Source organism: Arenimonas composti TR7-09 = DSM 18010 (assembly GCF_000426365.1).
Classification (GTDB): Bacteria; Pseudomonadota; Gammaproteobacteria; order Xanthomonadales; family Xanthomonadaceae; genus Arenimonas; species Arenimonas composti.
Genome location: NZ_AUFF01000001.1, coordinates 410,153 through 436,047, shown reverse-complemented (window position 1 = coordinate 436,047; position 25,895 = coordinate 410,153). Strand labels below are relative to the sequence as shown.

At 72.6% G+C, this 25,895-nt stretch carries 22 protein-coding genes and 1 tRNA gene; 9 read left to right on the top strand and 14 right to left on the bottom strand.

The window, feature by feature from the left end:
- Positions 1-58 precede the first annotated feature (58 nt).
- Positions 59-1,351 carry an amino acid permease gene (locus K311_RS14820; protein ID WP_052049150.1) on the top strand — a complete coding sequence of 431 codons (1,293 nt, stop codon included), beginning with the start codon at positions 59-61 and terminating at the stop codon, positions 1,349-1,351.
- Between the two features lie 75 nt (positions 1,352-1,426).
- Here the strand turns inward: K311_RS14820 and K311_RS0101985 are convergent, their stop codons facing one another.
- Entirely contained in the window at positions 1,427-2,914 is a 1,488-nt protein-coding gene (locus tag K311_RS0101985; protein ID WP_026815931.1) for an alanine/glycine:cation symporter family protein, read from the bottom strand.
- Positions 2,915-3,077: 163 nt separating this feature from the next.
- Between K311_RS0101985 and K311_RS14815 the strand changes: the two genes are divergently transcribed.
- Positions 3,078-4,640, top strand: a complete 1,563-nt coding sequence (locus K311_RS14815) for a DNA recombination protein RmuC (protein WP_051239375.1) — start codon at positions 3,078-3,080, stop codon at positions 4,638-4,640.
- Between the two features lie 37 nt (positions 4,641-4,677).
- On the opposite strand, the gene K311_RS0101975 is transcribed toward K311_RS14815, so the two are convergent.
- Positions 4,678-4,989 carry a high-potential iron-sulfur protein gene (locus K311_RS0101975; RefSeq protein WP_026815930.1) on the bottom strand — a complete coding sequence of 104 codons (312 nt, stop codon included), beginning with the start codon at positions 4,987-4,989 and terminating at the stop codon, positions 4,678-4,680.
- 116 nt (positions 4,990-5,105) lie between these two features.
- Here K311_RS0101975 and K311_RS0101970 point away from each other — a divergent pair, with 116 nt between their 5' ends.
- The 4 genes from K311_RS0101970 to K311_RS14810 all read left to right on the top strand — a co-directional run bounded on the left by K311_RS0101970 (position 5,106) and on the right by K311_RS14810 (position 8,175).
- Positions 5,106-5,762, top strand: coding sequence for a methylthioribulose 1-phosphate dehydratase (locus K311_RS0101970; RefSeq protein ID WP_026815929.1), 657 nt, complete (start codon positions 5,106-5,108; stop codon positions 5,760-5,762).
- Positions 5,759-6,304, top strand: coding sequence for a 1,2-dihydroxy-3-keto-5-methylthiopentene dioxygenase (locus K311_RS0101965; RefSeq protein WP_026815928.1), 546 nt, complete (start codon positions 5,759-5,761; stop codon positions 6,302-6,304). The genes K311_RS0101970 and K311_RS0101965 overlap by 4 nt, the downstream gene beginning before the upstream one ends.
- Before the next feature lie 162 nt (positions 6,305-6,466).
- Positions 6,467-7,165 carry an acireductone synthase gene (gene mtnC, locus K311_RS0101960; protein WP_043798029.1) on the top strand — a complete coding sequence of 233 codons (699 nt, stop codon included), beginning with the start codon at positions 6,467-6,469 and terminating at the stop codon, positions 7,163-7,165.
- Between the two features lie 11 nt (positions 7,166-7,176).
- Complete coding sequence (locus tag K311_RS14810) at positions 7,177-8,175, top strand: C13 family peptidase (RefSeq protein WP_161627284.1); 999 nt, start codon at positions 7,177-7,179, stop codon at positions 8,173-8,175.
- Positions 8,176-8,187: 12 nt separating this feature from the next.
- Here the strand turns inward: K311_RS14810 and K311_RS0101950 are convergent, their stop codons facing one another.
- From K311_RS0101950 to K311_RS14805, 10 genes are all read right to left on the bottom strand, one after another.
- On the bottom strand, positions 8,188-9,765 hold the full coding sequence (locus tag K311_RS0101950) for a calcineurin-like phosphoesterase C-terminal domain-containing protein (protein ID WP_154659412.1): 1,578 nt from the start codon (positions 9,763-9,765) through the stop codon (positions 8,188-8,190).
- A 91-nt stretch (positions 9,766-9,856) separates the two neighbouring features.
- The gene (hisIE, locus tag K311_RS0101945; RefSeq protein ID WP_026815925.1) at positions 9,857-10,486 is read right to left on the bottom strand and encodes a bifunctional phosphoribosyl-AMP cyclohydrolase/phosphoribosyl-ATP diphosphatase HisIE; all 630 of its coding nucleotides are present in this window, start codon (positions 10,484-10,486) and stop codon (positions 9,857-9,859) included.
- On the bottom strand, positions 10,476-11,252 hold the full coding sequence (gene hisF / locus K311_RS0101940) for an imidazole glycerol phosphate synthase subunit HisF (protein ID WP_026815924.1): 777 nt from the start codon (positions 11,250-11,252) through the stop codon (positions 10,476-10,478). Before hisF ends, hisIE begins: the two co-directional genes overlap by 11 nt.
- Positions 11,252-11,995 (bottom strand): 1-(5-phosphoribosyl)-5-[(5-phosphoribosylamino)methylideneamino]imidazole-4-carboxamide isomerase, encoded by a 744-nt coding sequence (locus tag K311_RS0101935; RefSeq protein WP_026815923.1) that lies wholly within the window; start codon positions 11,993-11,995, stop codon positions 11,252-11,254. Before K311_RS0101935 ends, hisF begins: the two co-directional genes overlap by 1 nt.
- Entirely contained in the window at positions 11,992-12,591 is a 600-nt protein-coding gene (hisH, locus tag K311_RS0101930) for an imidazole glycerol phosphate synthase subunit HisH (RefSeq protein WP_026815922.1), read from the bottom strand. Before hisH ends, K311_RS0101935 begins: the two co-directional genes overlap by 4 nt.
- A complete protein-coding gene (gene hisB / locus K311_RS0101925) occupies positions 12,588-13,676 on the bottom strand; it encodes a bifunctional histidinol-phosphatase/imidazoleglycerol-phosphate dehydratase HisB (RefSeq protein ID WP_026815921.1) in 1,089 nt (362 codons plus the stop codon). The genes hisH and hisB overlap by 4 nt, the downstream gene beginning before the upstream one ends.
- On the bottom strand, positions 13,673-14,776 hold the full coding sequence (gene hisC, locus K311_RS0101920) for a histidinol-phosphate transaminase (RefSeq protein ID WP_245570614.1): 1,104 nt from the start codon (positions 14,774-14,776) through the stop codon (positions 13,673-13,675). Before hisC ends, hisB begins: the two co-directional genes overlap by 4 nt.
- Positions 14,773-16,074: a histidinol dehydrogenase gene (gene hisD, locus K311_RS0101915; protein ID WP_026815919.1), complete on the bottom strand. Its 1,302-nt coding sequence runs from the start codon at positions 16,072-16,074 to the stop codon at positions 14,773-14,775. The genes hisC and hisD overlap by 4 nt, the downstream gene beginning before the upstream one ends.
- Positions 16,071-16,964, bottom strand: a complete 894-nt coding sequence (gene hisG, locus K311_RS0101910) for an ATP phosphoribosyltransferase (RefSeq protein ID WP_026815918.1) — start codon at positions 16,962-16,964, stop codon at positions 16,071-16,073. Before hisG ends, hisD begins: the two co-directional genes overlap by 4 nt.
- Positions 16,961-17,308, bottom strand: coding sequence for a YerC/YecD family TrpR-related protein (locus tag K311_RS14805; protein WP_051239372.1), 348 nt, complete (start codon positions 17,306-17,308; stop codon positions 16,961-16,963). The genes hisG and K311_RS14805 overlap by 4 nt, the downstream gene beginning before the upstream one ends.
- 183 nt (positions 17,309-17,491) lie before the next feature.
- On the opposite strand from K311_RS14805, the gene K311_RS0101900 reads away from it, so the two are divergent.
- A complete protein-coding gene (locus tag K311_RS0101900; RefSeq protein WP_026815917.1) occupies positions 17,492-19,231 on the top strand; it encodes a sensor domain-containing diguanylate cyclase in 1,740 nt (579 codons plus the stop codon).
- A gap of 138 nt (positions 19,232-19,369) precedes the next feature.
- Here K311_RS0101900 and K311_RS0101895 read toward each other — a convergent pair whose 3' ends face one another.
- Together K311_RS0101895 and hisS are read right to left on the bottom strand one after the other, a co-directional pair.
- Positions 19,370-21,268 (bottom strand): HAL/PAL/TAL family ammonia-lyase, encoded by a 1,899-nt coding sequence (locus K311_RS0101895; protein WP_026815916.1) that lies wholly within the window; start codon positions 21,266-21,268, stop codon positions 19,370-19,372.
- Positions 21,265-22,641, bottom strand: a complete 1,377-nt coding sequence (gene hisS, locus K311_RS0101890; RefSeq protein WP_026815915.1) for a histidine--tRNA ligase — start codon at positions 22,639-22,641, stop codon at positions 21,265-21,267. The genes K311_RS0101895 and hisS overlap by 4 nt, the downstream gene beginning before the upstream one ends.
- 226 nt (positions 22,642-22,867) lie before the next feature.
- Here hisS and K311_RS0101885 point away from each other — a divergent pair.
- Together K311_RS0101885 and K311_RS0101880 are read left to right on the top strand one after the other, a co-directional pair.
- Positions 22,868-22,944 (top strand) — tRNA-Pro (locus tag K311_RS0101885).
- Between the two features lie 178 nt (positions 22,945-23,122).
- Entirely contained in the window at positions 23,123-25,894 is a 2,772-nt protein-coding gene (locus K311_RS0101880; RefSeq protein ID WP_026815914.1) for a DUF2339 domain-containing protein, read from the top strand.
- Position 25,895 lies beyond the last annotated feature (1 nt).

The window sequence follows — 25,895 nt, the reverse complement described above, 5'->3', positions numbered from 1 at the left end:
CCGAAACGCCGGCCCCGCGCCGGCGTTTCCTTTCATAGTCCGGCAACCGGAACACGCCATGAGTCCCGTGAAGAAGATCGGCCCCGTGCTGGCCACGTTCATCGTGGCCAACAACATGATCGGCTCGGGCTTCTTCCTGCTGCCGGCCTCGCTGGCGACCCAGGGCGGCGTCACCGCGTTCTCCTGGCTGATCGGCATGGTGATCGCGATCGTCATCGGCGCGGCGTTCGCCCGCCTCGCCCGCGACTACCCCGACCTCACCAGTCCCGACGACTACGTGCGGCCGGCGCTCGGCCGCGACATGGGTTTCCTCGCGACGACGCTGTACTGGGTCGCCGCCTGGGCGGGCAACAACGCGATCGCGGTCGCCGCCTTCGGCTACCTGGTGATGCTGCTGCCGATCCCGGCCGACGACGCCGGCGTGCACCTGGTCGGCCAGCTGGTGCTGGTCTGGGCGATGTTCGCGATCAACCTGCTCGGGCCGCGCCCGGTCGCGCGCTTCCAGTCGTTCTGCGTGGTGTTCGGCCTGCTGCCGGTGGCGATGGTGCTGACCGCCGGCTGGGGCAGTTTCGACGGCGACATCCATGCGGCCGCCTGGAACGTCACCGACACCGGCGACTTCGCGGTCGTGCTGGCCAACCTCGCGCCGGTGTTCTGGGCCTTCATCGGCCTGGAGACCGGGGCGATGGTCGCCGGCCTGGTCGAGGATCCCGACCGCAACGTCGCCCGCGCGACGATCTGCGGCGTGCTGATCGCCGGCGTCGTCTACCTGCTGTCGTCGGTGCTGGTGATGGGCATCGTGCCGCACCAGGAACTGGCGGCCTCGGGGGCGCCGTTCGCGCTGGTCGCGATCACGATCCTCGGCCCCTGGGCCGGGGCGCTGGTCGCCGCCGCCGCCGCGCTGAAGGCGACCGGCACCCTCGGCGGCTGGATGCAGGTCACCGGCGAGGCCGGCGCCCGCGCCGCGCAGCGCGGCTACCTGCCGCGCTGGTTCGGGGTCACGCTCGCCAACGGCGCCGCGCACTGGGGCCTGTTGTTCGTGGCGCTCGCGATGACGGCGATCGCATTCATCACCCTGGAGCCGACGGTCGCCGGACAGTTCGGCACCCTGATCGGCTGGGTCACCCTGCTGATCGTGCTCGCCTACTTCGCCGCCGGCCTGGCGCTGATCGTCGGCACGCCGGAGCGGCCCTCGGGCCTGCGCGAGAAAATCCTCGGCGCCTGCGCCCTGCTCGGCTGTGGCCTGCTGATCTTCACCTCGCCCTGGTCGATGATCGCCGGCGCGCTGGCGGTCACCGCCGTCAGCTGGATCGCCTTCCGCGTATTCGGCCCCAGCCCACGCACCCTGTAGGAGCGGCTTCAGCCGCGATGCTTCTGGCGCGTGAAAAGCATCGCGGCTGAAGCCGCTCCTACGGGGGACGGGGGCTCAGCGCGTGGGGCTGATGGCACCGCTGCGCAGCCGCGCCAGGTAGTCGTCGAGGGCGCGCTTGACCACCGGCATCAGCAGGTAGACGCCGATCAGGTTCGGCACCGCCATGATGAACAGGAGGGCGTCGGCGAGGTCGACGATGCTGCCCAGCGGCAGCGTGCAGCCGGCGATCGTGCCGGCGAGGAAGACCAGCTTGAACACCAGCACCGCCAGCCTCGATTCGCGGAACAGGAAGCCGCAGGCGGTGGCGCCGTAGTAACCCCAGGTGATCGACGTCGAGAACGCGAACAGGAACACCACGACCGCCAGCACGTACGGGAACCACGGCGACACGGTCGCGAAGGCCGCCGACGTCAGCTGCACGCCGTCGGCGCCGCCGGCCAGGTGCTGGCCGGTGATCACGATCACCAGCGCGGTCATCGTGCAGATCACGACGGTGTCGATGAAGGGTTCCCACAGCGCGACGAAGCCCTCGCTGAGCGGCTCGCGCGTGCGCACCGCCGAATGCGCGATCGCCGCCGAACCCAGGCCGGCCTCGTTCGAGAACACCGCGCGGCGGAAGCCCTGGATCAGCGCGCCGACCACGCCGCCGGTGACGCCCTCGGCGGTGAACGCGCCATCGATGATCGCCTGCAACGCGCCGGGCAGCGCCGGCAGGTTCACCAGGATCACGAACAGCGCGCCGACGAAATAGAGCACGGCCATGCCCGGAACCAGCTTCGCGGTGACGCTGCCGATGCGGCCGATGCCGCCGAGGATCACCGCGCCGGCGAGCACGGCATAGGCCAGGCCGAACCACAGCGGCGCGTTCGGCAGCTTCGCCAGGCCGAGCCCGGCGAACTGGGCATAGGCCTGGTTGGCCTGGAAGGCGGCGCCGGAACCGACCGCGCCCATCATCGTGCACAGCGCGTAGGCGACCGCCAGCCCGAGCCCGAGCGGCGCCAGCCGCGGGAAGTTCGCGGCGATGCCGCGGCGCAGGTAGTACATCGGCCCGCCGCCGACGCTGCCGTCGGGGTGTTCGACCCGGTACATCACGCCGAGCGTGCATTCGACGAACTTCGAACTCATCGCCAGCAGGCCGGCGACGATCATCCAGAAGGTCGCGCCGGGGCCGCCGATGCCGATCGCCACGGCGACGCCGGCGATGTTGCCCAGGCCGACCGTCCCCGACACCGCCGAGGTCAGCGCGCGGAAGTGGCTGACCTCGCCGGTCGCGCCGGGCTCGGCATAGCGGCCACGGATCAGGTCGAAGCCGTGGCGGAAGCCGCGCACGTTGATGAAGTGGAAGTACAGCGTCGAGACCACCGCGGCGACGATCAGCCAGCCGACGATCAGCGGGAACATCGCCGGTCCGCCGTCGCCACCGCCGACCGGCACCGCGTGGAAGATGAAGCCGGAAAGCGCGTCCGCCAGCGGCCGCACGGCGGCGTCGATGGCTTCGGCGAGGCTCGGCGCGGCCGCGGTGGCCAGCAGGACGTCGGTCATCGGGGTGGATCCGCAGCGGTCGGCTGGCCAACGTAACCGCATCGGCGCGCGCCGCGGAACCCCGCCGTCACGCAACGGTGTGGGCGCGGCCGCGCCGGTCTCATCGGGCGAGACCCCGTTGCGCTACCGTGTCGCCTCGAAACACCGCTGCCGGAGTTCCGCCTTGCCCACGCTGTCACTGCTGTCCGCCCTGCTGATCGCCGTTCTCGCCGCCGTCGCCGGCTTCTGGCTCGGGGCCGCGCGCGCCTCGTCACGCGCCCGCGCGGAGCTGGCGCGGATGCGCGAGGCCCTGGATGCGGCCGGCGCCGAAGCCGCGCGGCTGCCGGAACTGCAGGCCCGGGCGCAGCGCGCGGAGGCCGAAGCCGCAACACTGCGCAACCGTCTGGAAGCGGCGCTCGCCGCCGGTGCCGCCGCGGAAGCCGCCCGCGACGGCGCCGAGCGCCAGCGCGAAGCCGGTGCTGCCGCCCTCGAGGCCGAGCGCCGCCGCCTCGAGGCCATCGCCGGCGAACTCGCCCAGGCCCGCGCCCAGCTCGCCGAAGCCCGCGCCCGCCTCGAGGCCGGCGAGGCCGCGCACGCCCAGACCCGCGCCTTCCTCGACGAGGCCCGGGTGCAGCTGCGCACGGCCTTCACCGAGGCCGCCAGCAAGGTGTTCGACGAGAAGGCCATCGCCCTCGACGAACGCATCCGCGCCAGCGGCCTGCTCTCGCGCGAGGGGCTGGAGCAGACGCTGAAGCCTTTCGCCGAACGCGTCGCCGCCTTCCAGCAGCGCATCGACGCCTTCGCCGAAACCCAGGTGCGTGACCGCGCGAGCTTCACCGGCTCGATCGAGTCGCTGCAGAAGCTCAACCAGGACATGGCCGATGCCACCCGCGCGCTGGAGCGCGCGCTCAAGGGCAACGCCAAGGCGCGCGGCGACTGGGGCGAGATGATCCTCGAGTCCGTGCTGAAGGCCTCCGGCTTGGTCGAGGGCACGAACTACACCCGCCAGTCCGGCACCGTCGACGACGAGAGCGGCAAGCGCCTGGTCCCCGACGTGATCGTGAACCTGCCCGACGGCCGCCGCGTCGTCGTCGACGCCAAGCTCAACCTCATCGCCTGGGCCGAGGCGACCAATGCCGAGACCCCGGAGGCGCACGACGAGGCGCTCTACCGCCACGCCGCGGCGCTGCGCCAGCACGTGCGCGACCTCGCCGAGCGCAACTATCCGAAGTCCACCGGCGCCGACACCCTCGACCTGACGGTGATGTTCGTGCCGATCGAGGGCGCGCTGGCGGCCGCGCTGGCCACCAATCCGGACCTGCAGTCCGAGGCGCTCGACCGCAAGATCGTGTTCGCCTCGCCGAACACGCTGATGGCGATGCTGCGCGTCGTCGAGCGGCTGTGGGTGCGCGATCGCCTGCAGCGCCAGGTGGAATCGATCGGCGCCGAGGCCGGCAAGGTGCTCGATTCGCTGATCGCCTTCGAAGTCGAGTTCCGCGCGATCGAGAGCAAGCTGGCCGAGGCCAATCGCGCCTTCAATACCGCCAGGCAGCGGCTGACCGAATCGCCGCAGTCGGTGTTCAAGCGCGCGCAGCGCCTGGTCGAGGCCGGCGCTCGCGGCAAGCGCGCGTTGCCGGAGTCGCTGAAGCCCGAGGATGGTGTGGAGACGTTGCCGCTGGACGGCAGCGGTCTCGTCGGCGACGAAGGCCTGGCGGCGAGCGAAGCCGGCGACGAGGGCGCCGGCTAGTCCGCAGGCGCCGGCCGGGCCGGCGCGCGGGAGCGGATCAGGCCTTCTTCGCCCAGGCCGTGCACCAGCCGGCCGGCGCCACCGAATGGCCCGGGAACAGCGTGCAGGCATTGGTGCCGGCGGTGAAGAACTGGCAGTTGTCGCAGCGGCTGCCCGGCTTGAAGCTGGCGTGCGTCACCTTCGAGGCGTCGGCGGTGTAGTTCAGTGCCACCGCGGTCGGATGGTCGGCCGGCAGCGGCGTCAGCGCCTGCGCCGCCGCGCTGCGCACCAGCAGCGGCGCCAGCGGCGCGGCACCGGCAACGATGGCGGCATTGATCAGGAAGCGGCGGCGGCTCGGATTCGGATTCATGGCGACTTCTCTTCTGGCGACGGGCGGGCCCCGATGGCTGGCCGCGAGTATGCCTGCGTCATCACGCCGCGGCCTTGACCCGGGTCAAACCGGACACCCTCCGCTAGAATCCGGCGATGCCCACGACTTCCCCGGCGAACACCGCCCTGCCCTACGACGCCGACGCGCTGGCACGCACCGCCGACGCGATCGCCGCGCTGACCCGCGAACTGGCCGCGCTCGGCTGGACGCCGGCAACCAGCAGCAACTTCTCCGCCCGCCTCGACGAGCGCCACGCCGCGATCACCGTGTCCGGCCGCGACAAGGGGCGGCTGGGCCGCGCCGACATCATGGTCGTCGACTTCGCCGGCAAGCCGGTGGCCACCGACCAGCGCCCGTCGGCGGAAACCCTGCTGCACACCCAGCTCTACGCGCGCTTCGCCGAGGTCGGCTGCGTGCTGCACACGCATTCGCGGGTGCAGACGGTGGCTTCGCGGCTGTACGCGCCGGAAGGCCGGGTGCGCCTTGAAGGCTACGAGCTGCTGAAGGCCTTCCACGGCAACACGACCCACGAGGCGGCGATCGACCTGCCGGTGCTGCCGAATACCCAGGACATGCCCTTCCTCGCCGCCCAGGTCGAGCGCCTGCTCGACGCCGGGCCGCTGTGGGGCTACCTGATCGACGGCCACGGCCTCTATGCCTGGGGCCGCGACATCGCCGAAGCGCGCCGCCATCTCGACGCCTTCGACTTCCTGCTCGCCTGCGAACTCGACCTGAGGACCCTGCGCCGATGAGCCGCCTGCGCATCTTCGCCGACCACGACCCCGCGACGGCGATCGTCGCCACCGGCGACCGCGCCGAAATCGCCGCCGAACTGAAACCCATCGGCGTCACCTTCGAGCAGTGGACGCCGGCGCATCCGGTCAGCCCGGGCGATCCGCCGGAGGCGGTGATGGCCGCCTACCGCAGCGACATCGACCGGCTGGTCGCCGAGCGCGGTTTCCGCAGCGTCGACGTCGTCAGCATCGCGCCCGACAACCCGAACCGCGAGGCGATGCGCGCGAAGTTCCTCGACGAGCACTTCCACAAGGAAGACGAGGTGCGTTTCTTCGTCGCCGGCTCGGGCCTGTTCACCCTGCACGTCGGCGAGCGCGTCTACGAGATCCTCTGCGAGGCCGGCGACCTGATCGGCGTGCCCGACGGCACCACCCACTGGTTCGACATGGGCCCGGAGCCGAGCTTCGTCGCGATCCGCTTCTTCACCGAGCCGGATGGCTGGGTCGGCCACTTCACCGGCACCGACATCGCCACGCGCTTTCCGCGCTTCGGACAGTGAGGGCGTTTTGGACACGGATGAACGCGGATCAAGAAGGATGAACACGGATAGGGCAAGAGCGGTTTGTTCGGCGTCGTCCACGTGCGACGCGCGGGGAAAGCGCTTTATCCGTGCTCGTCCGTGTGATCCGTGCTCGTCCGTGGCAAGGAATTGAGAACCCGCATGAAGACCGTTCTGACCGATATCGAGGGCACCACCAGCAGCATCTCGTTCGTGAAGGACGTGCTGTTTCCGTATGCGCGGCGGGCACTGCCGGGCTTCGTGGCGGTGCGTGGGCAGGAGCCGGAGGTGCGGCGCTGGCTGGATGCGGTCGCGACCGAGCTCGGAGGCGCCTGCCAGGACGACCTGGTCGTCGAGACGCTGCAGGGCTGGATCGACCAGGACCGCAAGCACACCGCACTGAAGGCGCTGCAGGGCATGGTCTGGGCCGATGGCTACGGGCGCGCCGACTTCACCGCGCAAATCTATCCGGATGCCGCCGCGGCGCTGCAGCGCTGGCATCGCGAGGGCCGGCCGATGGCCGTGTATTCGTCCGGCTCGGTGCCGGCGCAGAAGCTGCTGTTCGGGCATACCGACGCCGGCGACCTGAGTCGCTGCTTCAGCGGCTGGTTCGACACCGAAGTCGGCGGCAAGCGCGAATCCGCGAGTTACGCCGAGATCGTCCGCCGCCTCGGCCTGCCGGCCGGCGACATCGTGTTCCTGTCGGACGTCGTCGAGGAACTCGATGCCGCCCGCGAGGCTGGCCTGCGCACCGTACTGCTCGACCGCCGCGAGGACTATCCGCGGCCGCGCACTGGCGCGGCGACGCACGGGCATCCGCGCGTCGAATCCTTCGCCGACATCGATCCGGAGCGCGTGTGAGGCGCCGCGGCGTGGGCACCGTCGCGGTCGCCGGCCCGGTGCCGGCGCTGCGCTGGCTGGCCGCGTTGCTCCTGCTGCTGGCGCTGGCGGCCTCGGCCTCCGCGAAGGATTTCCGCAAGAGCCGCGGCGATGCCGCGCCCGACGCGGCCGCGGCGCTGGCGCCGGCGCCGGCGCGGGATCCGCTGCTCGCGGCCCAGCTCGCGGCGCTGGCGCCGCAGCGCCCCGGGCATCGCGACCTTTATGTGCTGGCCTTCGCCGGCGACGGCACCGAGCAGGTGTTCCGCAACGAGGCGCTGTACCTGCGCGACCTCGCGGCGCAGCGGCTCGATGCCGCCGGGCGCGTGGTCGTGCTCGCCAACCATCCGGCCGACGACGTCGCCCCGGCCCTGCCGCCGGCCGACGCCTCGAACCTGCGCGCGGCGCTGGCGGCGATCGGCGCGGCGATGGATCGCGACGAGGACCTGCTGCTGCTCTACCTGACCACCCATGGGGCGCCGGAGCATGCGCTCTACCTGGCGCGTCCCGGCCAGCGCGACGCCTGGCTGCGCCCGCCGGCGATCCGCGCGGCGCTGGACGACGCCGGCATCCGCCACCGGGTGATCGTGGTCTCGGCCTGCTACGCCGGCGGCTTCGCGGCCGCCCTGGGCGGCCCGGACACGCTGGTGCTGATGGCGGCACACAAGGCGCGGCCGAGCTTCGGCTGCGGCGTCGATGCCACCGCGACCTATTTCGGCGAAGCCTTCCTCGTGCAGGCGCTGAACCAGACCATCGACTTCGAGGCGGCCTTCGAGGCGGCGAAGCGGGAGATCGCCCGCCGCGAGCACGAACAGGACCTGCCGCCGTCGCTGCCGCAGATCCAGCGCGGCGCGCGCATCGCCGCGACCCTGGCGGAGTGGAGGCGCGGGGTCAGTCCCGGCCCTGCCCTCGCCTACCCGTGGCCGATCGGCGACGCCGCCGACATCGCCACCGCCGGTCCGGGCAAGGGCAAGGCGCTCAAGCAGCGTCGCTGAGGGCAGCCCCGCTCAGCGGTCGCGGTCGACGAGGCGGTAGCGCGTGGTCGCGATGTCCTCGCCCCGCCACGGGTCGCGCACGCGCACCTCGATGCGGTGCTCGCCGGCCGCGAGATCCGTCGGCAGCCGACCGCGCCACAGATGGGTCGACGGCGCGGCTTCCGGCAGGCGGTCGTAAGCGCGCAGTTCCTCCGCGGCGTCGTCGCGCAGGTTCTCGGCGAGCAGGCGCGGGTCGGGCTGGTCGACGCGCACCATCGGCATCCATTCGCCGTCGTCGATGCGGTATTCGACGCGGGTGTCGGCGCGGCCCATGAAGACGTTCGCGACCACCGCCTGGCCCGGCCAGCTGCCGCGGCGCAGCACCTGCGGCGCGTGCAGGGCCAGGGCGGTGTCCGGATCGCTTGCGGCTTCGGCGATGAACCAGCGCAGGCCGTAGGCACCGTCGCCGCGCAGGCGCAGCTCGCCCCAGCCCTTCGGGGTGCCGTCGGCCATCGTCGACAGCGGGATGCCGTCGGCGTCGAGCGGACCGCTCCAGTAACTGCCGCAGGCGGCACCGGCGTTGTATTCGTGCAGCGGCCGCGCGCCGTGCCAGCCGGTGCCGGCCTCGTGGAAGAAATGGCGCTGGACGTGCCCGTGCGCGGTCAGCAGCAGCACGTGTTCGAAACGCTGCAGCAGCGCGAACAGGCGCTCGCGGTCGGCCGGACGGAAGGTCTGGATGCCCGGCTCGTCGTCGAAAAACGGCATGTGCGCGGCGAGCACCAGTGGGCGGTCGTCGGGAAGATCGCGCAGGTAGGCCGCGAGGAAGGCGAACTGGTCCTCGCGTAGGCCGCCGATGTACTTGCGGCCGGGATAGGGCTGCCAGATGACGTCGTCGAACACGATGAAGCTGGCCTCGGCCTCTTCCCAGGCATAGGTGTCGGGGCCGAACGCGGCGTGGAACGAGGCCAGCGAACCGGCGTCGGCCGGCGCGGCCAGGTCGACATCGTGATTGCCGGGCGCGTGCAGCCAGGGCAGGCCGAGGCTGGTGACGGCTTCGATCAGCTGCGGATACAGCGCCGGGTCGTCGTTGGTGATGTCCCCCAGCGTCACCCCCAGCGCCGGAGGAATAACGGTGTCAGAGACAGTTATCCGCGAAGGCAACGTGGACCCAGCGCCGTCGCCGGCGCGAATAACTGTCTCTGACACCGTTATTCGGGCGCGCTCGACGATGCCGCGGCGGAACCACTCGACCTCCTGCGCGTCGCGGGTCTGCGAATCGGCGAACAGCAGCACCCGCAGTTCGCCGGCGGGGCGCGGATCCTCGCGCAGCGCGAAGTCGGCGCAGGCACCGCGCGCCCGCGCCCAGTGCGCCGGCAGGCCATCGGCGCGGCGGCCGAGGACGTAGCCGGCGGGCTTCACGACGAAGTGCAGCGCGGTGCCGCGCGGCAGCCGGTAGCGGCCGTCGGCACCGGTGCGCACGAGGGTGTGGCCGTCGGAGACCGCGACCCCGGCCAGCCCGGGCTCACCCCGGTCGTGGCGACCGTCGCCGTCGTGGTCGAGGAAGACCCGGCCGCTGCAGGCGGCGGCAGGCAGCGCTGTCAGCGCGGTCATCGCAAGGCCGAGCGCGACGATCCCGGAAACGGCACGGCGCCGCGGCGCACGCGAGCATGAACGGTCCATGCGCGAAGGATAGCCCGCAGCCTCAGCCGGCGTGGCGCCCCCGCAGCACCGCCGCGACGTCGCCCAGGCCCATTCCGCGCGCGCGCAGCAGCACGGTCAGGTGGAACACCAGGTCTGCGGCCTCGCCGAGCAGCGCCGCGTCGTCTTCGGCGACGGCGGCGAGCGCGGTCTCGACGCCTTCCTCGCCGACCTTCTGCGCGGCCCGCCGCACGCCCGCGTCGAGCAGGCGCGCGACGTAACTGCCGGCCGGCCGCGTGCGCGCACGCTCGGCGACGACCGCATCGACGAGGGCGAAGACATCGCCCGGCGCCTCGCCGAAACAGCTGGCGCGGTCGAGGTGGCAGGTCGGCCCGCGCGGCAGCGCCTGCACCAGCAGCGCATCGCCGTCGCAGTCGGGCGCGATCGCCACCAGGTCGAGCACGTTGCCGCTGGTTTCGCCCTTGCGCCACAGGCGCTGGCGGGAGCGGCTGAAGAAGGTCACCTCGCGGCTCGCCAGCGTGGCCGCGAGCGCGGCGCGGTCCATCCAGCCGAGCATCAGCACCTGCCGGGTCGCCGCATGCTGCACGACCGCCGCGACCAGGCCACCGCTGCGACTCCAGTCCAGCGCGCCGGGATCGGGGCCGATCGCCAGGCCAGTTTCCTCAGGCGGCATCACGCACCTCGACGCCATGCAGGCCCAGCGAACGCTTCAGCACCGGGATGCGCACGCTGCCGTCGTGGAAGGCGCCGGCAGCGAGCGCGCCGTCGACGTCCGCACGCGCGAACGCGTCGACGAAATGCGCGATGGTGCCGGCGCCCCCGGAGGCGATCAGCGGTACCCGGCACAGCGCGCGCGCGGCGGCCAGCTGGGCGAGGTCGTAGCCGCGACGGACGCCGTCGCTGTCGATGCAGTTCAGCACCACCTCGCCGGCACCGCGTGCCTGCACTTCGAGCAGCCAGTCGAGCATGCGCCGGCCCGGCGCGCGCATCCGCTCCGCGTCGCCGGTGTGCGAGCGCAGCCGCCATTCGCCGTCCGCCTCGCGGGTGCTGTCGATGCCGACCACCACGCACTGCACGCCGAAGGCGTCGGCGAGTTCGTCGATCAGGTCCGGCCGCATCAGCGCCGGCGTGTTCACCGAGACCTTGTCGGCGCCGGCGCGCAGCACCGCCCTCGCCTTCGCCACCGAATCGATGCCGCCGGCGACGCAGAACGGGATGTCGAGCACCCGCGCGACCCGCCCGACCCAGTCGAGGTCGACGCTGCGCCCGGCCGGGCTGGCGCCGATGTCGTAGAACACCAGCTCGTCGGCACCCTCGTCGCGGTAACGGCGCGCGAGGTCCTCGATCGCGCCGCAGTCGACGTGGGCACGGAAGCGCACGCCCTTGACCACGCGGCCGCCGCGCACGTCCAGGCAGGGCATGATCCGGCGCGCGGGCATCAGCCTGCCCCGCCACGCAGGAGCGCGAGCGGCAGCCGGCCTTCGAGCAGGGCGCGGCCGAGCACGATCGCCGCGCAGCCGGCGTCCTCGGCAGCGGCGACGTCGCCGGGGTCACGCACGCCCCCGGAGGCCTGCAGCGACACGCCCGGCAGGCGCGCCACGAGTTCGCGGTACAGGCCGACGTTCGGGCCGGAGAGGCTGCCGTCGCGGTCGATGTCGGTGCACAGCAGGTGGCGCACGCCGGCGCCGGCGAAGCTTTCCGCGAGTTCCGACAGTTCGCGGTCGCCGTCGGTGCTGGTCCAGCCGTGCACCGGCAGGCGCCAGCGCCCGGTCGCGTCGCGGCGGGTGTCGAGCGCGAGCACCAGGCGCTCCGGACCGACCCCGTGCAGCCAGCTGGTCACCCGCGCCGGCTCGCGCACCGCCAGCGAGCCGACGATCACCCGCTCGGCGCCGGCGGCGAGGATCGCGTCGAGATCGCCGCGGGCACGCACGCCGCCGCCGGTCTGCACGCGCAGGCCGGTACGTTCGCGGATCGCCGCGAGCAGCGGCAGCAGCGTGTAGCCGCCCTCGCGCGCGGCGTCGAGGTCGACCAGGTGCAGCCAGGTCGCACCGGCTTCCGCATAACGCTCGGCGACTGCCAGCGGATCGTCGGCGTAGCGGATCTCCTGTTCGTAATCGCCCTGGCGAAGGCGCACGACGCGGCCCTCGCGCACGTCGATCGCCGGCAACAACTGGATCGTCATCGGTCCCAGCCCTTCAGGAAGGATTGCAGGATTCTCGCCCCGGCCAGGCCGGAGCGCTCGGGATGGAACTGGGTGCCGGCGATCCGGCCGCGGCGCACCGCGGCGGCGAAGCGCTCGCCGTGTTCGGCCTCCGCGACGCAGTCCGCCCCGACCGGCGCCGCGTAACCGTGCACGAAATAGGCCCAGGCGCCGTCGGCGACCCCTTCGAGCAGCGGATCGTCGCCGCGCCGGTGCAGCCGGCTCCAGCCGGTATGCGGCAGCCGCAGCGCCGGCGCCGGCGGCAGCGGCGCGACCGTGCCCGGCAGCAGGCCGAGGGTTTCGACCTCGCCTTCGCGGGAGCGTTCGAACAGCAGCTGCATGCCGAGGCAGATGCCGAGCAGCGGCACCTCGAGCCTGCGCAGCGCCTCGGTCAAGCCGTTGGCGCGCAGCGTCGCCATCGCCGCCCCGGCGGCGCCGACCCCCGGCAGCAGCACGCGCTCGGCGTCCGCCAGTGCCGCGGCTTCCGTGACCAGCCGCCCCTCGGCACCCAGCCGCTGCAGCGCCGCCTGCAGGGCGCCGATGTTGCCGGCACCGGTGTCGACGATCGCGACGTTCACAGGCGGCCCTTCGTGCTCGGCAGCAGCCGGCCGTCGCGGCGGATCGCCTGGCGCAGCGCGCGCGCGACCGCCTTGAACGCCGCCTCGACCACGTGGTGTGCGTCCTCGCCGCGCACCTGCAGGTGCAGGGCCATGCCGGCGGCATCGCAGAGCGAGCGGAAGAAATGCGGCACCAGCGACGTCGGCAGGCCACCGACGGCATCGCCGGGGATCGCGCCGTCGAAGACGAACAGGGGCCGGCCGCCGAGATCCAGTGCGGCCCCTGCCAGCGCCTCGTCCATCGGCAACGTCAGCGCGCCGCGGCCGCTGCTGTCGCCGTAGCGGCCGATGCCGCGCTTGTCGGCGAGCGCGTCGCGCAGTGCCTGCCCCAGGGCAAGGGCGACATCCTCGACGCTGTGGTGGGCATCGACCCGGAGGTCGCCGCGGCAGCGCAGCGCGAGATCGAAACCGGCGTGGCGGCCGAGCTGCTCGAGCATGTGGTCGAGGAAACCGATGCCGGTGTCGACCCGTGCCGGCGCCTCGCGGTCGAGATCGACTTCGACGGCGACGTCGGTCTCGCTGGTCGTGCGGCGGATCCGTGCGCGCCGCGGCGCGTCGGCGAGTTCATGCGCGACCGCCGCCCAGTCGCCGAAGCCGGGACCGATGCGGAAGCCACGACAGCCGAGGTTCTCCGCCAGCTGCAGGTCCGTCTCGCGGTCGCCGACCACCGCGCTGCCGGCGAGATCGACGCCGCGGTCGCGCAGCCACGGCAGCAGCAGGCCGACGCCCGGCTTGCGGGTCGGCCGGCCCTCGTGTTCGAAGCTCGCGTCGATCAGCACCGCCTCGAATGCGATCCCCTGCGATTCCAGCAGCTGCAGCAGCAGCTGTTGCGGGCCTTCGAAGTGCTCGCGCGGGAACGACGCCGTGCCCAGGCCGTCCTGGTTGCTGACCATCACGAAGGAAAAACCGGCGTCCCGCAGTTTCAGCAGCGCCGGCAGCATGCCCGGCATGAAGCGCAGCTTCGCGTAGCTGTCGATCTGCTGGTCCGCCGGTTCCTCGATCAGGGTGCCGTCGCGGTCGACGAACAGGATGCGGCGGCCACTCATGCCAGCGCCTCCAGCAGCGCCGCGTTCTCGCGCGCGCTGCCGATGCTGATCCGCAGCACATCGGCCAGACCCGGCTGGGCGCGCTGGTCGCGGACGATGATGCCGGCGGCGGCCAGCCGCGCCAGCGCGTCGTCGGCATCGACGAAACGCACCGCGAGGAAGTTCGCCTGCGAGGGCAGCACCGCCCGCACGCGCGGCGAACGCACCAGCGCCTTCGCCATGCGCTCGCGCTGTGCCACGACCGCGGCGATGCGCGTTCGCGTCGCCGCGCGTGCGGCCGGCGCCAGTGCGGCCAGCGCCGCCGCGACGCTCGGCACCGGCAGCGGATACGGCGCCTGCAGCCGCGCCAGCCAGGCGACCAGTTCCGGCGCCGCCACCAGCGCGCCGATGCGCGCGCCGGCCAGCGCATGCGCCTTCGACAAGGTGCGCAGCACGCACAGGTTCGTCGGGGTGCCGGCCGACGGCGCCAGCGAGCGCACGTCGGCGAACTCGACATAGGCCTCGTCGAGCACCACCAGGCAGCGACCCTGCAATGCCTGCGCCAGCGCGAGTACCGCATCGGGATCCAGCGCCTGCCCCGTCGGATTGCCCGGCGAGCACAGGAACAGCACGCGCGCACCGGTGTCGCGGGCACGCGCCTCCAGCGCGGCGAAGTCGAGCGCGAAGCCGGCCCCGCCGGCCTGCTGCGCGAACGTCTGCAGCGGCGCGCCCTGCAGCCGCGCGGCGACCGCGTACATGCCGAAGGTCGGCGGCGTCACCAGCACCGGATCGAGGCCGGCGCGGCAGCAGCCGCGCACCAGCAGGTCGATCGCCTCGTCGCTGCCGCGGCAGAGCAGCAGGTTCTCCGGACGGCTGCCGTAGAGGTCGGCCAGTGCCTCGCGCAGGGCCTGCGGCTGCGGCGGCGGATAGCGGCGCAGGCGGCCACCGCGGTCGGCGGCGTTGGCGTGCGGCGATTCGTTGGCATCGAGGCGCACGCTGCCGGCGCCGCGCTCGCGCGCCGCCGAGGCGTAGCCGGCGAAACCGGCGAGATCCGGACGCACCAGCGGCTGCAGCGCCGGCGGCAAGGTCATCGTCGACGTGGCGAAGGCCTGCGCACTCATGCGGCCACCGCCGGCAGCCGCTGCAGCACCGCCTGGGCATGCGCTTCCAGTCCTTCGGCGCGGGCCAGGGTGACGGCTTCCGGACCGATCGCCGCCAGTCCGGCCGGCGTCACTTCCTGCACGCTGATCGCCAGCTGGAAGGCGCCGACCCCGACCCCGCTCCAGGCCCGCGCGGCACCGCCGGTCGGCAGCACGTGGTTGGTGCCGGAGTTGTAGTCACCGAGGGTTTCCGGGGTGTGGTCGCCGAGGAAGACGGAGCCGGCGCACTGCACCCGCGGCAGCCACTGCCGCGGCTCGCGCAGCGCCAGCAGCAGGTGTTCGGGCGCGTATTCGGCGGCGAGCGCGAAGGCCTCGTCCAGGCTCGCCACCTGCACCAGGCGCGCCGCCTGCAGCGCCTGCGCGGCGATCGCCGCGCGCGGCAGCCGGGCGAGCTGGCGTGGCAGTTCGGCAGCGACCGCGTCGAGCAGGGCCGGCGAGTCGCTGAGGACGATCGCCTGCGCGTCGGGTCCGTGTTCGGCCTGCGCCAGCAGGTCGGCGGCGATCCACGCCGGGCGGGCGCCGGCATCGGCGATCACCAGCACTTCCGAGGGTCCAGCGGGCAGGTCGATCGCCGGGCCGCCCGGCAGCGCCGCGGCGTGCCGCTTGGCGGCGTCGACCCAGGCATTGCCCGGCCCGAACAGCTTGTCGCAGCGCGGTACGCCGCCGGCCCCGAGCGCCATCGCCGCGATCGCCTGCGCTCCGCCGATGCGATACACGTCGCGGATGCCGCAGCGCGCGGCCGCGGCCAGCACCGCCGGATCGGCGCCGCCGTCGGCGCGCGGTGGCGTACACAGCACGACATCGCGGCAGCCGGCGAGCCGCGCCGGCACGCCGAGCATCAGCGCCGTCGACGGCAGCGGCGCGCTGCCGGCCGGCACGTACAGGCCGACCCGCGGGATCGGCCGCAGCAGCCGACCGCAACGCACGCCGGCGGCGGTTTCCAGCGAGAACTCCTGCCCCTGGCCGCCGCGGTGCCAGTGCGTCAGGCGTTCGATCGCGGCGTCGAGGGCGGCGCGCACGGCGGCCGGCAGGCTGGCTTCGGCCGCGGCGAACGCGGCCTCGGGCACGCGCGCCTCGGCGACGTCGACGCCGTCGAAGCGCCGGGTCAGGGCCCGCAGCGCCGGCGCCCCGCCCGCCTCGACCTCGGCGAAGATCCGGCGAACGCCGCGGCGCAGGCGGGCGTCGTCGCGGCGCACCGGCCGCGCGAGCGCCTCCGCGCGTGCGTCCGCGGCGAGCGCGCTCCAGTGGATCCGCCTCATGCCAGCATCCTCTCGACGGGCAACACCAGCAGGTCGCGGGCACCGGCGCCGCGCAGGGCTTCCAGCGCCGGCCAGTCGGGGGCGCGCCGGCACAGCGCCTGCAGGCTGATCCGTTCCGGATCGCCTTCGATCGCGGTGACCGTGTGGGTGCTGACCTCGGGCAGCAAGGGCAGCAGCGCCGGCAGCGCCTCGCGCGCCGCCTGGCAGAGCACCAGCCGGCTGCCGCGCACGCCGAGCACCGCATCGAGCCGCTGCAGCAGCGGACCGGCGATCGCCGCCCGTGCGGCGTCGAGCCCACCGGCGCGCCCGACCAGCACGGCCTGGCTGGTGGCGACGGTGGCCACCTCGCGCAGGGCATTCGCGGCCAGGGTCGCGCCGCTGGACACCAGGTCGCAGACCGCGTCGGCGCGGCCCAGCCGCGGCGCGATCTCGACCGCGCCGGACAACGTCACGATCTCGGCGGCGACGGCATTCGCGCGCAACCAGGCCGCGAGGTGACGCGGGTGGCTGGTGGCGATGCGCAGGCCGGCCAGCGACGCCGGGCCCGACCAGTTCAGCCCCTGCGGCAGCGCGATCGCCAGCCGGCAGCGGCCGAATCCGAGTTCGCGCAGCAGCGACGGCGGCCGGACGCCGGCGCCGGCCGCGAATTCGCCGAGCACGTCGGCACCGACGATGCCGAGGTCGCAGCCGCCGTCGGCGACGAGCCCGGGGATGTCGTCGTCGCGCACCCGCAGCAGGTCGACCGGGGCGTTCTCGCCGGCGCAGAACAGGCGGTCGCCCGCCGGCGCGAAGCCCAGGCCGACGGCGGTGAGCAGTTCCAGCGACGGCGCCGAGAGGCGGCCGGACTTCTGCACGGCGATGCGCAGGCGATCGCCTTCGGGCGCGCTCATCGGCCGTCCTCCCGCCCGCGGGGCGCCGGCTCGCGGCGGCCCGGCCGGAAACCGAGGCGTTCCGCGACCAGGCGGTAACCGCCGGCCCCGAGTTCGAGACAGCGGGCGACCCGGCCGATCGTGGTCACGCTGACGCCGGTGCGGTCGTGGATCTCCCGGTACGGCACGTCCTCAATCAGCAGCGGCACGACATGCCAGCGGTCGGACATCGCCTCGAGCTCGGCCGGGGTGCACAGGTCCTCGAGGAAGGCGCGCACCTCGCCGGGGCTGCGCAGGGTCAGGATGGCCTGGATCAGGTCGTCGAGGGCCCGGTCGTCGTCCGGGCGGGGATCACGTCGTTTCATGGCGGAAGACCGCGTCAGGGGTGGCGCAATGTACTAGCGCATTAGTACATTGGCAAGCCAGGAATCGCGCCGCAGACTAAAGTTGCGTCTCCCCGGAGGTGCGCCATCCCTTTCCGCCTGCCCTCGCTGCTGGTCTGGCTGCTGCTGCTCGTCGCCCCCGCGGGCTGGGCGGCGGGTGCGGCCGTGCTCGATCCGGGCCGGGAGCAGCTCGACCTCGCCCCGCATCTCACCCACGCCGCCGACCCCGATGGCGACGCCGACGCGGCGGCGATGTTCGCGCGCCAGGCCCGCGGACTGTTCGCGCCCCTGCCCGGCGGCAGGCCGACCTTCGGTTTCCGCGACGGCGCCATCTGGTTCCATGCCGAGCTGTTCAACCATGACCGCCGGGAGGAACGCTGGCTGCTGGTGCTCGACTATCCGCTGGTCGACCAGGTCGACGTGTACCTGCGCTATCCCGACGGCCGCATCGAGCACATGGCGTCCGGCGACACCCTGCCCTTCAGCGCCCGCAGCATCCGCTACCGGCACCCGAACTTCTGGATCGCGCTGCCGCAGCGCAGCGAGGTCGATCTGCTCGTGCGGGTCGCCAGCCGCAGTTCGCTGCAGGCGCCGATGACGCTGTACACGCCGAAGGCCTTCGCCGAGATGGAGCGCGACATGCAGCTCGGCATCGGCCTGTTCTACGGCATCCTGCTGGCGCTGCTGGCCTACAACCTCGTGCTCTGGCTGACCCTGCGCGACCCGGGCTATCTCTGGTACACGCTGCACGTCAGCGGCTTCGGGCTGGTGATGTTCTGCCTGAACGGCCTGGCCTTCGAATACCTGTGGCCGGACTCGCCGCGGCTGGCCAATCTGGCGATTCCGCTGTCGATGGCACTGAGCCAAGTGGTGATGCACCAGTTCTGCCGCGCCTTCCTCGAACTGCGCGAGCGGCAGCCGCTGGCGGACCGGATCTCGCTCGGCTTCATCGCCTTCTTCGCGCTGATGGGGCTCGCCGCCTTCGTGCTCGAGTACCGGATGGCGGTGCTGCCGATGACGCTGGCGGTGTTCCCCGGCGTGCTGTTCATCCTGACGGTGGCGGTGAACGCGATCCGCCACGGCTATGCGCCGGCGAAGATCTTCCTGACCGCCTGGGCCTTCCTGCTGCTCGGCACCGCGTTCTACGCCTCGGTGTCGTTCGGCGTGCTGCCGAAGACCTTCATCACCGAGTACGGCATCCAGCTCGGTTCGGCGCTGGAGATGATCCTGTTGTCGTTCGCGCTCGCGTTCCGTTATGCCCGCCTGCGCTTCGAGAACGAGCGGCTGGTGCGCGAACACAACGAGCAGCTCGAGCGACACGTCGCCCGCCGCACCTCCGAACTGAGCACCGCGCTGGAGCAGCTCGCCGAAGCCAACCAGCGCCTGCGCGAATCCAGCCGCCGCGACGCCCTGACCGGCCTGTTCAACCGCCGGCATTTCCGCGAGATGTTCGAACACCAGCTGCACGATGCCGCCGAGACCCGGCGGCCGCTGACGGTGATGCTGCTCGACCTCGACCACTTCAAGGACGTCAACGACACCTGGGGTCACCTGGCCGGCGACGAATGCCTGCGCTGGATGGGCCGCTGCCTCGAGGAGACGCTCGGCCCGCACGGCGGCCTGCTCGCGCGTTTCGGCGGCGAGGAATTCGTCGCGGTCGTGCCCGATGTCGACGGCGAGGCGGCGATCCAGCTCGCCGAGCGCCTGCGCCTGCGCGTCTGCGCCGATCCGGTGCGCTACGCCGGCAGCCAGATCCCGCTGAGCACCAGCATCGGCATCCACGTGGTTCGCGCCGGCGACGGGGCCCGCGTCGACGATGCCCTGCACCGCGCCGACGACGCGCTCTATGCGGCGAAGAACCGCGGGCGCAACTGCGTACAGGTCGCCTTCGAAACCAGCCTGTAGGAGCGGCTTCAGCCGCGATGCCTGCGCACGAAACGCGTAGGAGCGGCTTCAGCCGCGATGCCTTCGCACGAAACGCGTAGGAGCGGCTTCAGCCGCGATGGTTTTGCATGGCCGAGAGCATCGCGGCTGAAGCCGCTCCTACAGGTCGCTGAGCGCCGCCCTGGCGGCGGCGAGCACCGTGCCTTCCTCGACCAGCCGCAGGGCACGGGCGACGTCGCCGTCCATCGCCCGGTCGCGCGGCATGAACGGGATCGCTTCGCGCAGCGCCGCCCAGGCGGCCGCGACCGCCGTGCCGGGCACGAAGTCGTCGGCCACGAGCAGGTCCTCGCGCAGGCCGGCGACATCGGCCAGGAACGCGTCGCGGTCGGGGTGGCCCGGCGCCGGTGCGTTCGCGACCTTCGCCGCCAGCGCGTCGACGCCGGCGTGCGCCAGCGTGCGTCCGGCGGCGATCATGTCGCGGCGGTAGTCGAGCGCCTGCGCCGCGGTGTACAGCTCCAGCGCCAGCACGTGCGCGAGGTCGGTGCACATCTCCAGCACGTGCCGGCCCTCATTGGCGCCCATCGACACGTGGTCCTCGGCGTTCGCGCTGGTCGGGATCGAATACACGCTGGCCGGATGCGCGCGGCTGGCGAGATCGTTCACCAGCGCGGCGGCGGTGTACTGCACGATCATGAAGCCCGACTCGGTACCGTCCTCGTTGCCGATCAGGAACGGCGGCAGGCCGTCGTTCGTCGCCGGGTCGACCAGCTTGTTCAGGCGCCGCTCGCTGATCGCGGCGAGGGTCGGGATCGCCGCCTTCAGGTAGCTCAGCACCAGCGCCAGCGGCATGCCGTGGAAGTGGCCGGCGCTGACGACCTTGTCCTCGACCTCGGCGCCGGGATCGTCCGGGAACAGCAGCGGGTTGTCGGTGACCGCGTTGAGCTCGACGTCGACCACCCGCTTCGCCTGCTCGAGCGCATCGCGCACGGCGCCGTGCACCTGCGGCACGCAGCGCAGCGAGTAGCTGTCCTGCGGCTGGTGCTTCTTGCCGCCGCGGAACGGGCGGTAGCGCTGGTAGAACTTCTCGCGACCGGCGCGCATCGCCGGCGGCACCCATTCCCAGCCGATGTCGAAGCCGAGCGCCTGCTGTTCGGGCTTCACCCAGCTGTCGGCCTGCCAGGTCCGGAAGCGCGGCACCACGTGATAGGCGATGTCGGCCAGCGTCGAGCCCGCGAGCAGCGCGCGCAGATGCGCCGCGGCATGCACCTGGCCCGGATGCGGACGCAGCGCATGCACCTTCTCGGCGAAGGCGTTGCTGCGGCCGGCGAACGCGTCGATCGTCATCGCCGCAGCGAGGTCGGCGGTGTCGCAGAGCTCCTCGAGTCGCTCGATCGCCAGCACCGCGGTCGCCAGCATCTGCGCGGTGCCGTTGTTCAGTGCCAGGCCTTCCTTGTGCGACAGCGTCACCGGCGCCAGCCCGGCACGCTCCAGCGCGATCGCGCCCGGCAGGCGCTCGCCCTGGAAGAAGGCCTCGCCGCCGCCGAGCAGCACGATCGCCAGATGCGACAGCGGCGCGAGATCACCACTGGCACCGACCGAACCCTTGCGCGGCACCACCGGCACGACGCCGGCATTGAGCATGGCGGTCAGCGCCTCGAGTGTCTGCACGCGGATGCCGGAATGGCCCTTCATCAGCGTGTTGATGCGGATCGCCAGCATCGCCCGCACCACGTCCGGCGCGAACGGCTCGCCGACGCAGACGGCGTGGGTGACGATCAGGTTGTGCTGCAGCTCCTCGAGCACGGTCTCGTGCTGCGGCGGCGCGCCGGCGATACCGTCGCGCAGGCGGCGGTTGCCGAGCAGCTTGTCGGCATTGCTGCCGAAGCCGGTGGACACGCCGTAGATCGGCTGTTCGCGGCGCACCTGTTCGGCGAGGAAGTCGGCGGCGCGCGCCACCGCCTCCAGCTGCGCCGGTTCCAGCCGCACCTGTGCGCCGTGCGCGATCTCGGCGACCTGGGCGCGGTGCAGGCTGCGGCCGTCGAGGGTGATCGGCTTCATCGCGTCACCTCCGCCTGCAGGCGGGCGACGATCGCCGGCGCGGGGTCCTCGCGCGGCACGTCGAACTGTTCCTGGGTGCGCAGGTCCTTGATCCGCACGACGCCGCGGGCGGCCTCGTCCTCGCCCTGCAGCGCGACGAAGGGGATGCCGGCCTTGTCGGCGTACTGGAACTGTTTCTGCAGCTTGCGCGGCTCGAGCTGCACTTCGGTGGCGAGACCGGCCGCGCGCAGGCGACGGGCGATGTCGAGCGCGTCGGCGACGCCTTCGTCGGCCATCAGCGCGACCAGCACCTGCACCGAGGATTCGGCGGCGGCGATGATGCCGGCCTCGCGCAGCTGCCAGAACAGCCGCGTCGCGCCGATCGAGATGCCGACGCCGGGCAGCTTCGACTTCGTGTAGCTGCCGGCGAGGTTGTCGTAGCGACCGCCGCTGCAGACCGAGCCGACCTGCGGGTGGTCGTCGAGGATCGTTTCGTAGACGGTGCCGGTGTAGTAGTCCAGGCCACGCGCGATCGCGAAGTTCAGCGCGTAGTCGCTTTCCGGCACGCCCTGGGCCTGCAGCATGCGCAGCACCTCGCGCAGCTCGGCGATGCCGGCGGCGAGGTCGGCATCGCTGCCCTCGCCCGCCAGCTGGTCGAGCTTCGCCAGCGCCTCGGCCTGCGTGCGCGACCGGAACTGCACGAAGTCCATGATCTTCGCGACCACGTCGGCGGCCAGCGCGAACGGCTCGGCCTGCAGCGTCGCCGCCACCGCCTCGGCGCCGCGCTTGTCGAGCTTGTCGATCTCGCGCAGCACCAGCGCCTGCCGTTCGCCGTCGGCGATGCCGAGGCCGGCGAAGAAGCCGCGCAGCAGCTTGCGGTTGTTGAGCTGGATGGTGAACGCCCCGACGCCGAGCTCGCTGAAGACGCGGTGGATCACCGCCGGCATCTCGGCGTCGTGGCGCACGCCGAGCGTGTCCTTGCCGATCACGTCGATGTCGCACTGGTAGAACTCGCGGAAGCGGCCGCGCTGGGCGCGCTCGCCGCGGTAGACGCGCTGGATCTGGTAGCGCCGGAACGGGAACGCCAGCGCATGCTCGTGCTCGGCGACGTAACGTGCCAGCGGCACCGTGAGATCGAAACGCAGCGCCATTTCCGGCAAGCCCTCGGCGCCCTGCGCCAGCGCGCCGGTCGACTGCACGAAATAGACCTGGCGCTCGGTCTCGCCGCCGGTCTTGGTAAGCAGCACCTCGCTGAGCTCGAACACCGGCGTCTCCACCGGCAGGAAGCCGAAGGATTCGTAGACGCGGCGGATCGTGTCCAGCATGCGCTGGAAGGCGATCTGGTCACGGGGCAGCAGCTCCATGACCCCGGGCGGGGTGCGGGGCTTGATCAAGGGGACGACTCCGGCGGGTGGACGGGGCATTGTAGGAGGTAGTTCGTACGAGGTAGGAGATAGGCGTCGCGGTGGGTGGATCGGCGCGGGGCCGGGCATCGACGCCATCGCCGCTTCGCGAACTCCGCGCGCCGCGAACCCCACGCTTCGCGCGAGGCCTTCAATCTCATGCAGAAAGGACTTGCCGAGTCCGCGGGGAGCCCCTAAAATCGCCGGCTCTGATCCACGGGGTGTAGCTCAGCCTGGTAGAGCGCTACGTTCGGGACGTAGAAGTCGCAGGTTCAAATCCTGTCTCCCCGACCAGAGTTCCTGAAAACGCCGCCTCCGGGCGGCGTTCTTCTGTCCGGTTTCCGAACTCCACGTGCGCCGGTATCGCCGCGTGCACCGCTTCGGCTCGGCTGCTGCCGCCGCCGCGGCCGGCGCAACGGTTCTCCATGCCGGCGGATACACTGCGGCGCATCCGTGATTGCGGGGAGGCGGCATGGAAGCGCTGGTGTTCATCCTGGTGGTGGTGCTGCTCGCCGCCGTCGGCTTCGTGATCTACACCCTCGTGCTGGGCATGCGCATGCGCGCGCTGTCGCGCCAGCTCGCCCACGCCGAGACCGCGCTGCGCGCCGCGCTCGGCCGCCTCACCGCGGTGGAGACCGTGCTGCAGCGGATGCAGGCGCCGCCGGCCGCACCGGGCACGCCGGCGGAGGCCGCGTCCGCCCCCGCGGCCGTGCCGGAACCGGTGCCGGCATCTCCACCGGCCGACGCAGCCCCGGCCCAGCGGCCGCCCTCGCCGGCACCGGCAAGCTCGCCCGGGATCGCGCCGTCGACGCCGGCACCAATACAAACCCCACCGCAGCCCGCCGGTCCGGCCTCGCCGCAACCGCTGCCGACCCCGGCGCGCGTGGCACCGCCGCCGATGCGTCGCGCCGCGCCGGAGCCGGACATCCTCGAAAAGCTCGTCGCCACCGTTCGCGGCTGGCTGTTCGAGGGCAACGTGCCGGTGAAGATCGGCCTGCTGGTGATCATGTTCGGCGTCGCCGCGGCGCTGAAGTACGCGGCGGATGCGGGCTGGCTGCGCCTGCCGATCGAGTTCCGCCTCGCCGGCATCGCCGCGGGCGCCATCGCCGGCCTGGTCTGGGGCCTGAAGAACGTGCGCGAACGGCCGGTGTTCGGACTGAGTCTGCAGGGCGGCGCGATCGGCGTGCTGCTGTTGACGGTGTTCGCGGCGTTCCGGCTCTACCACGTGCTGCCGGCGCTGCCGGCCTTCGCGCTGGTGGTCGCGCTCGTCGCCGGCGCCAGCGTGCTCGCGGTGCGGCAGAACGCGGTGGCGCTGGCGGTGCTCGGCTTCATCGGCGGCTATCTGGCGCCGGTGCTGATCTCGACCGGCAGCGGCAACCACGTCGCGCTGTTCTCGTATTACGCGCTGCTCAATGCCGCGGTGTTCGGCATCGCCTGGGCGCGGCCGTGGCGGGCGCTGAACCTGATCGGCTTCCTCTTCACCTTCGCGATCGGCGGGCTATGGGGCGCGAAGTACTACCGGCCGGAGCTGTTCGCGACGGTCGAACCCTTCCTGGTGCTGTTCTTCCTGTTCTACGTCGGCATTCCGGTGCTGTACGCGCTGCGCGGCAAGGGCCGCAACGCGCCGGTCGACGGCAGCCTGCTGTTCGGTACGCCGCTGCTGGCTTTCCCGGCCCAGGTCGGCCTGCTCGAGGGCGACCGCATGGGCCTGGCCGCGAGCGCGGTCGTGGTCGCGGCGATCTACACCGGCCTGGCGCTGTGGGCGCGGCGCGAACCGCGGCTGCGCACGCTGGCGCAGAGCAGCGCCGCGCTCGGCGTCGTGTTCGTGACCCTGGCGGTGCCGCTGGCGCTGACGGCGCGCTGGACGTCGTCGGCGTGGGCGCTGCAGGGCCTGGGCATGGTCTGGCTGGGCCTGCGCCAGCAGCGCTGGCTGACGCGCTGGTCCGGCCTCGCGCTGCTGGTGCTGGCCTGCGGCGCACTCGGTGTCGCGATCATCGACTCGGCGGGCAGCTTCGATGCGGCCGGCCCCTTCGTGCTCAACGGCTGGGCGATGAACCTGCTCGTGCTGGCACTGGCCTGGCTCGGCACCGCGCTGGTCCACGACCGCGCCGGGCGCGACGCGCCGGTGGCGGTGATCGCCTACCTGGTCGGCCTGGCCTGGTGGGCGGCTTTCGGCATCCGCGAGATCGAGCTGAACCTGCCGGACGTGCAGATGGAAACCGCCCTCGGCGTGTTCGCGGCGGTCAGCGCCGTGCTCGCCGCCCTGCTGCGACGACCGCTGCAGTGGCCGCGCCTCGGCTGGACCACCGGGATGGCGTCGGTGCTGGCGCTGCCACTGGCGATCGCCGCCCTCGACCAGCACCTGCCAGCGGTCGCTCCCGACGCCTGGCCGCTCGCGGCGACCTGGTTCGACGCGCCGCTGGCGGCCTGGTGGGCCGTGGTCGCCGCCTTGCTGCTGTCGCTGCGCGCGCTGCGCGATCCGGGCAGCGCCTGGCTGCCTGCCGCACACATCGGCGTGCTGCTGAGCTTCGCCTTCGGTGCGGGCGCCAGCCTGTGGCGGCTGGCCGCCGAGCGCCTCGGCCTCGGCGACGGCTGGTGGCCGCCGGCGGGGGTGGCGCCGCTGCTGGCGCTGTTCCTGCTGGCCTGGCGGCGCCCGGCGCTGGCGGCGTGGCCGCTGGACGTCGATGACTTCGCGCGCTGGCGGCGGACCTGGCTGGGCATCGCCGGGGTCCTGCTCGGCCTGGTGTGGCTGTCGGCGCAGTTCCGCCCCGGCCTGGCGACACCGCTGCGCTTCCTGCCGGTCGCCAATCCGCTGGAGCTGATGCTGATCGGCGGCCTCGTGCTCGCTGCGGCGCGACTGCGGGACGGCCGTGGCAGCACCGCGTTGTGGCCGTTCTGGTCGCTGGCCGCCTTCCTGACGCTGACGATGATGGTGCTGCGCAGCTGCCATCACTTCGCGGCGCTGCCGTGGTCGCCGTCGATCCTGAGCTCGGGCACCACCCAGACGGCGCTGACGGTGGCCTGGTGCATCGCCGGCGTCACCGCCTGGATCCTCGGTTCGTTGCGGCGCAACCGGGCGCTGTGGTGGGCCGGCGCGCTGCTGCTCGGCGTGGTGCTGGCGAAGTTGCTGCTGATCGACCGCAGCCACCTCGGCAACCTCACCGGCATCGTCTCGTTCCTCGCCGTCGGCATGTTGCTGGTCGTCGTCGGCCGTATCGCCCCGACCCCGCCCCGTCAGGAGTGAA

Excerpts from the sequence above, each read along its gene's own strand:
- K311_RS14820 (WP_052049150.1), top strand. The coding sequence starts at position 59 with ATGAGTCCCGTGAAGAAGATCGGCCCCGTGCTGGCCACGTTCATCGTG.
- K311_RS0101985 (WP_026815931.1), bottom strand. The coding sequence starts at position 2,914 with ATGACCGACGTCCTGCTGGCCACCGCGGCCGCGCCGAGCCTCGCCGAA.
- K311_RS0101975 (WP_026815930.1), bottom strand. The coding sequence starts at position 4,989 with ATGAATCCGAATCCGAGCCGCCGCCGCTTCCTGATCAATGCCGCCATC.
- K311_RS0101970 (WP_026815929.1), top strand. The coding sequence starts at position 5,106 with ATGCCCACGACTTCCCCGGCGAACACCGCCCTGCCCTACGACGCCGAC.
- K311_RS0101965 (WP_026815928.1), top strand. The coding sequence starts at position 5,759 with ATGAGCCGCCTGCGCATCTTCGCCGACCACGACCCCGCGACGGCGATC.
- mtnC (WP_043798029.1), top strand. The coding sequence starts at position 6,467 with ATGAAGACCGTTCTGACCGATATCGAGGGCACCACCAGCAGCATCTCG.
- K311_RS0101950 (WP_154659412.1), bottom strand. The coding sequence starts at position 9,765 with ATGACCGCGCTGACAGCGCTGCCTGCCGCCGCCTGCAGCGGCCGGGTC.
- hisIE (WP_026815925.1), bottom strand. The coding sequence starts at position 10,486 with ATGCCGCCTGAGGAAACTGGCCTGGCGATCGGCCCCGATCCCGGCGCG.
- hisF (WP_026815924.1), bottom strand. The coding sequence starts at position 11,252 with ATGCCCGCGCGCCGGATCATGCCCTGCCTGGACGTGCGCGGCGGCCGC.
- K311_RS0101935 (WP_026815923.1), bottom strand. The coding sequence starts at position 11,995 with ATGACGATCCAGTTGTTGCCGGCGATCGACGTGCGCGAGGGCCGCGTC.
- hisB (WP_026815921.1), bottom strand. The coding sequence starts at position 13,676 with ATGAGTGGCCGCCGCATCCTGTTCGTCGACCGCGACGGCACCCTGATC.
- hisC (WP_245570614.1), bottom strand. The coding sequence starts at position 14,776 with ATGAGTGCGCAGGCCTTCGCCACGTCGACGATGACCTTGCCGCCGGCG.
- hisD (WP_026815919.1), bottom strand. The coding sequence starts at position 16,074 with ATGAGGCGGATCCACTGGAGCGCGCTCGCCGCGGACGCACGCGCGGAG.
- hisG (WP_026815918.1), bottom strand. The coding sequence starts at position 16,964 with ATGAGCGCGCCCGAAGGCGATCGCCTGCGCATCGCCGTGCAGAAGTCC.
- K311_RS14805 (WP_051239372.1), bottom strand. The coding sequence starts at position 17,308 with ATGAAACGACGTGATCCCCGCCCGGACGACGACCGGGCCCTCGACGAC.
- K311_RS0101895 (WP_026815916.1), bottom strand. The coding sequence starts at position 21,268 with ATGAAGCCGATCACCCTCGACGGCCGCAGCCTGCACCGCGCCCAGGTC.
- K311_RS0101880 (WP_026815914.1), top strand. The coding sequence starts at position 23,123 with ATGGAAGCGCTGGTGTTCATCCTGGTGGTGGTGCTGCTCGCCGCCGTC.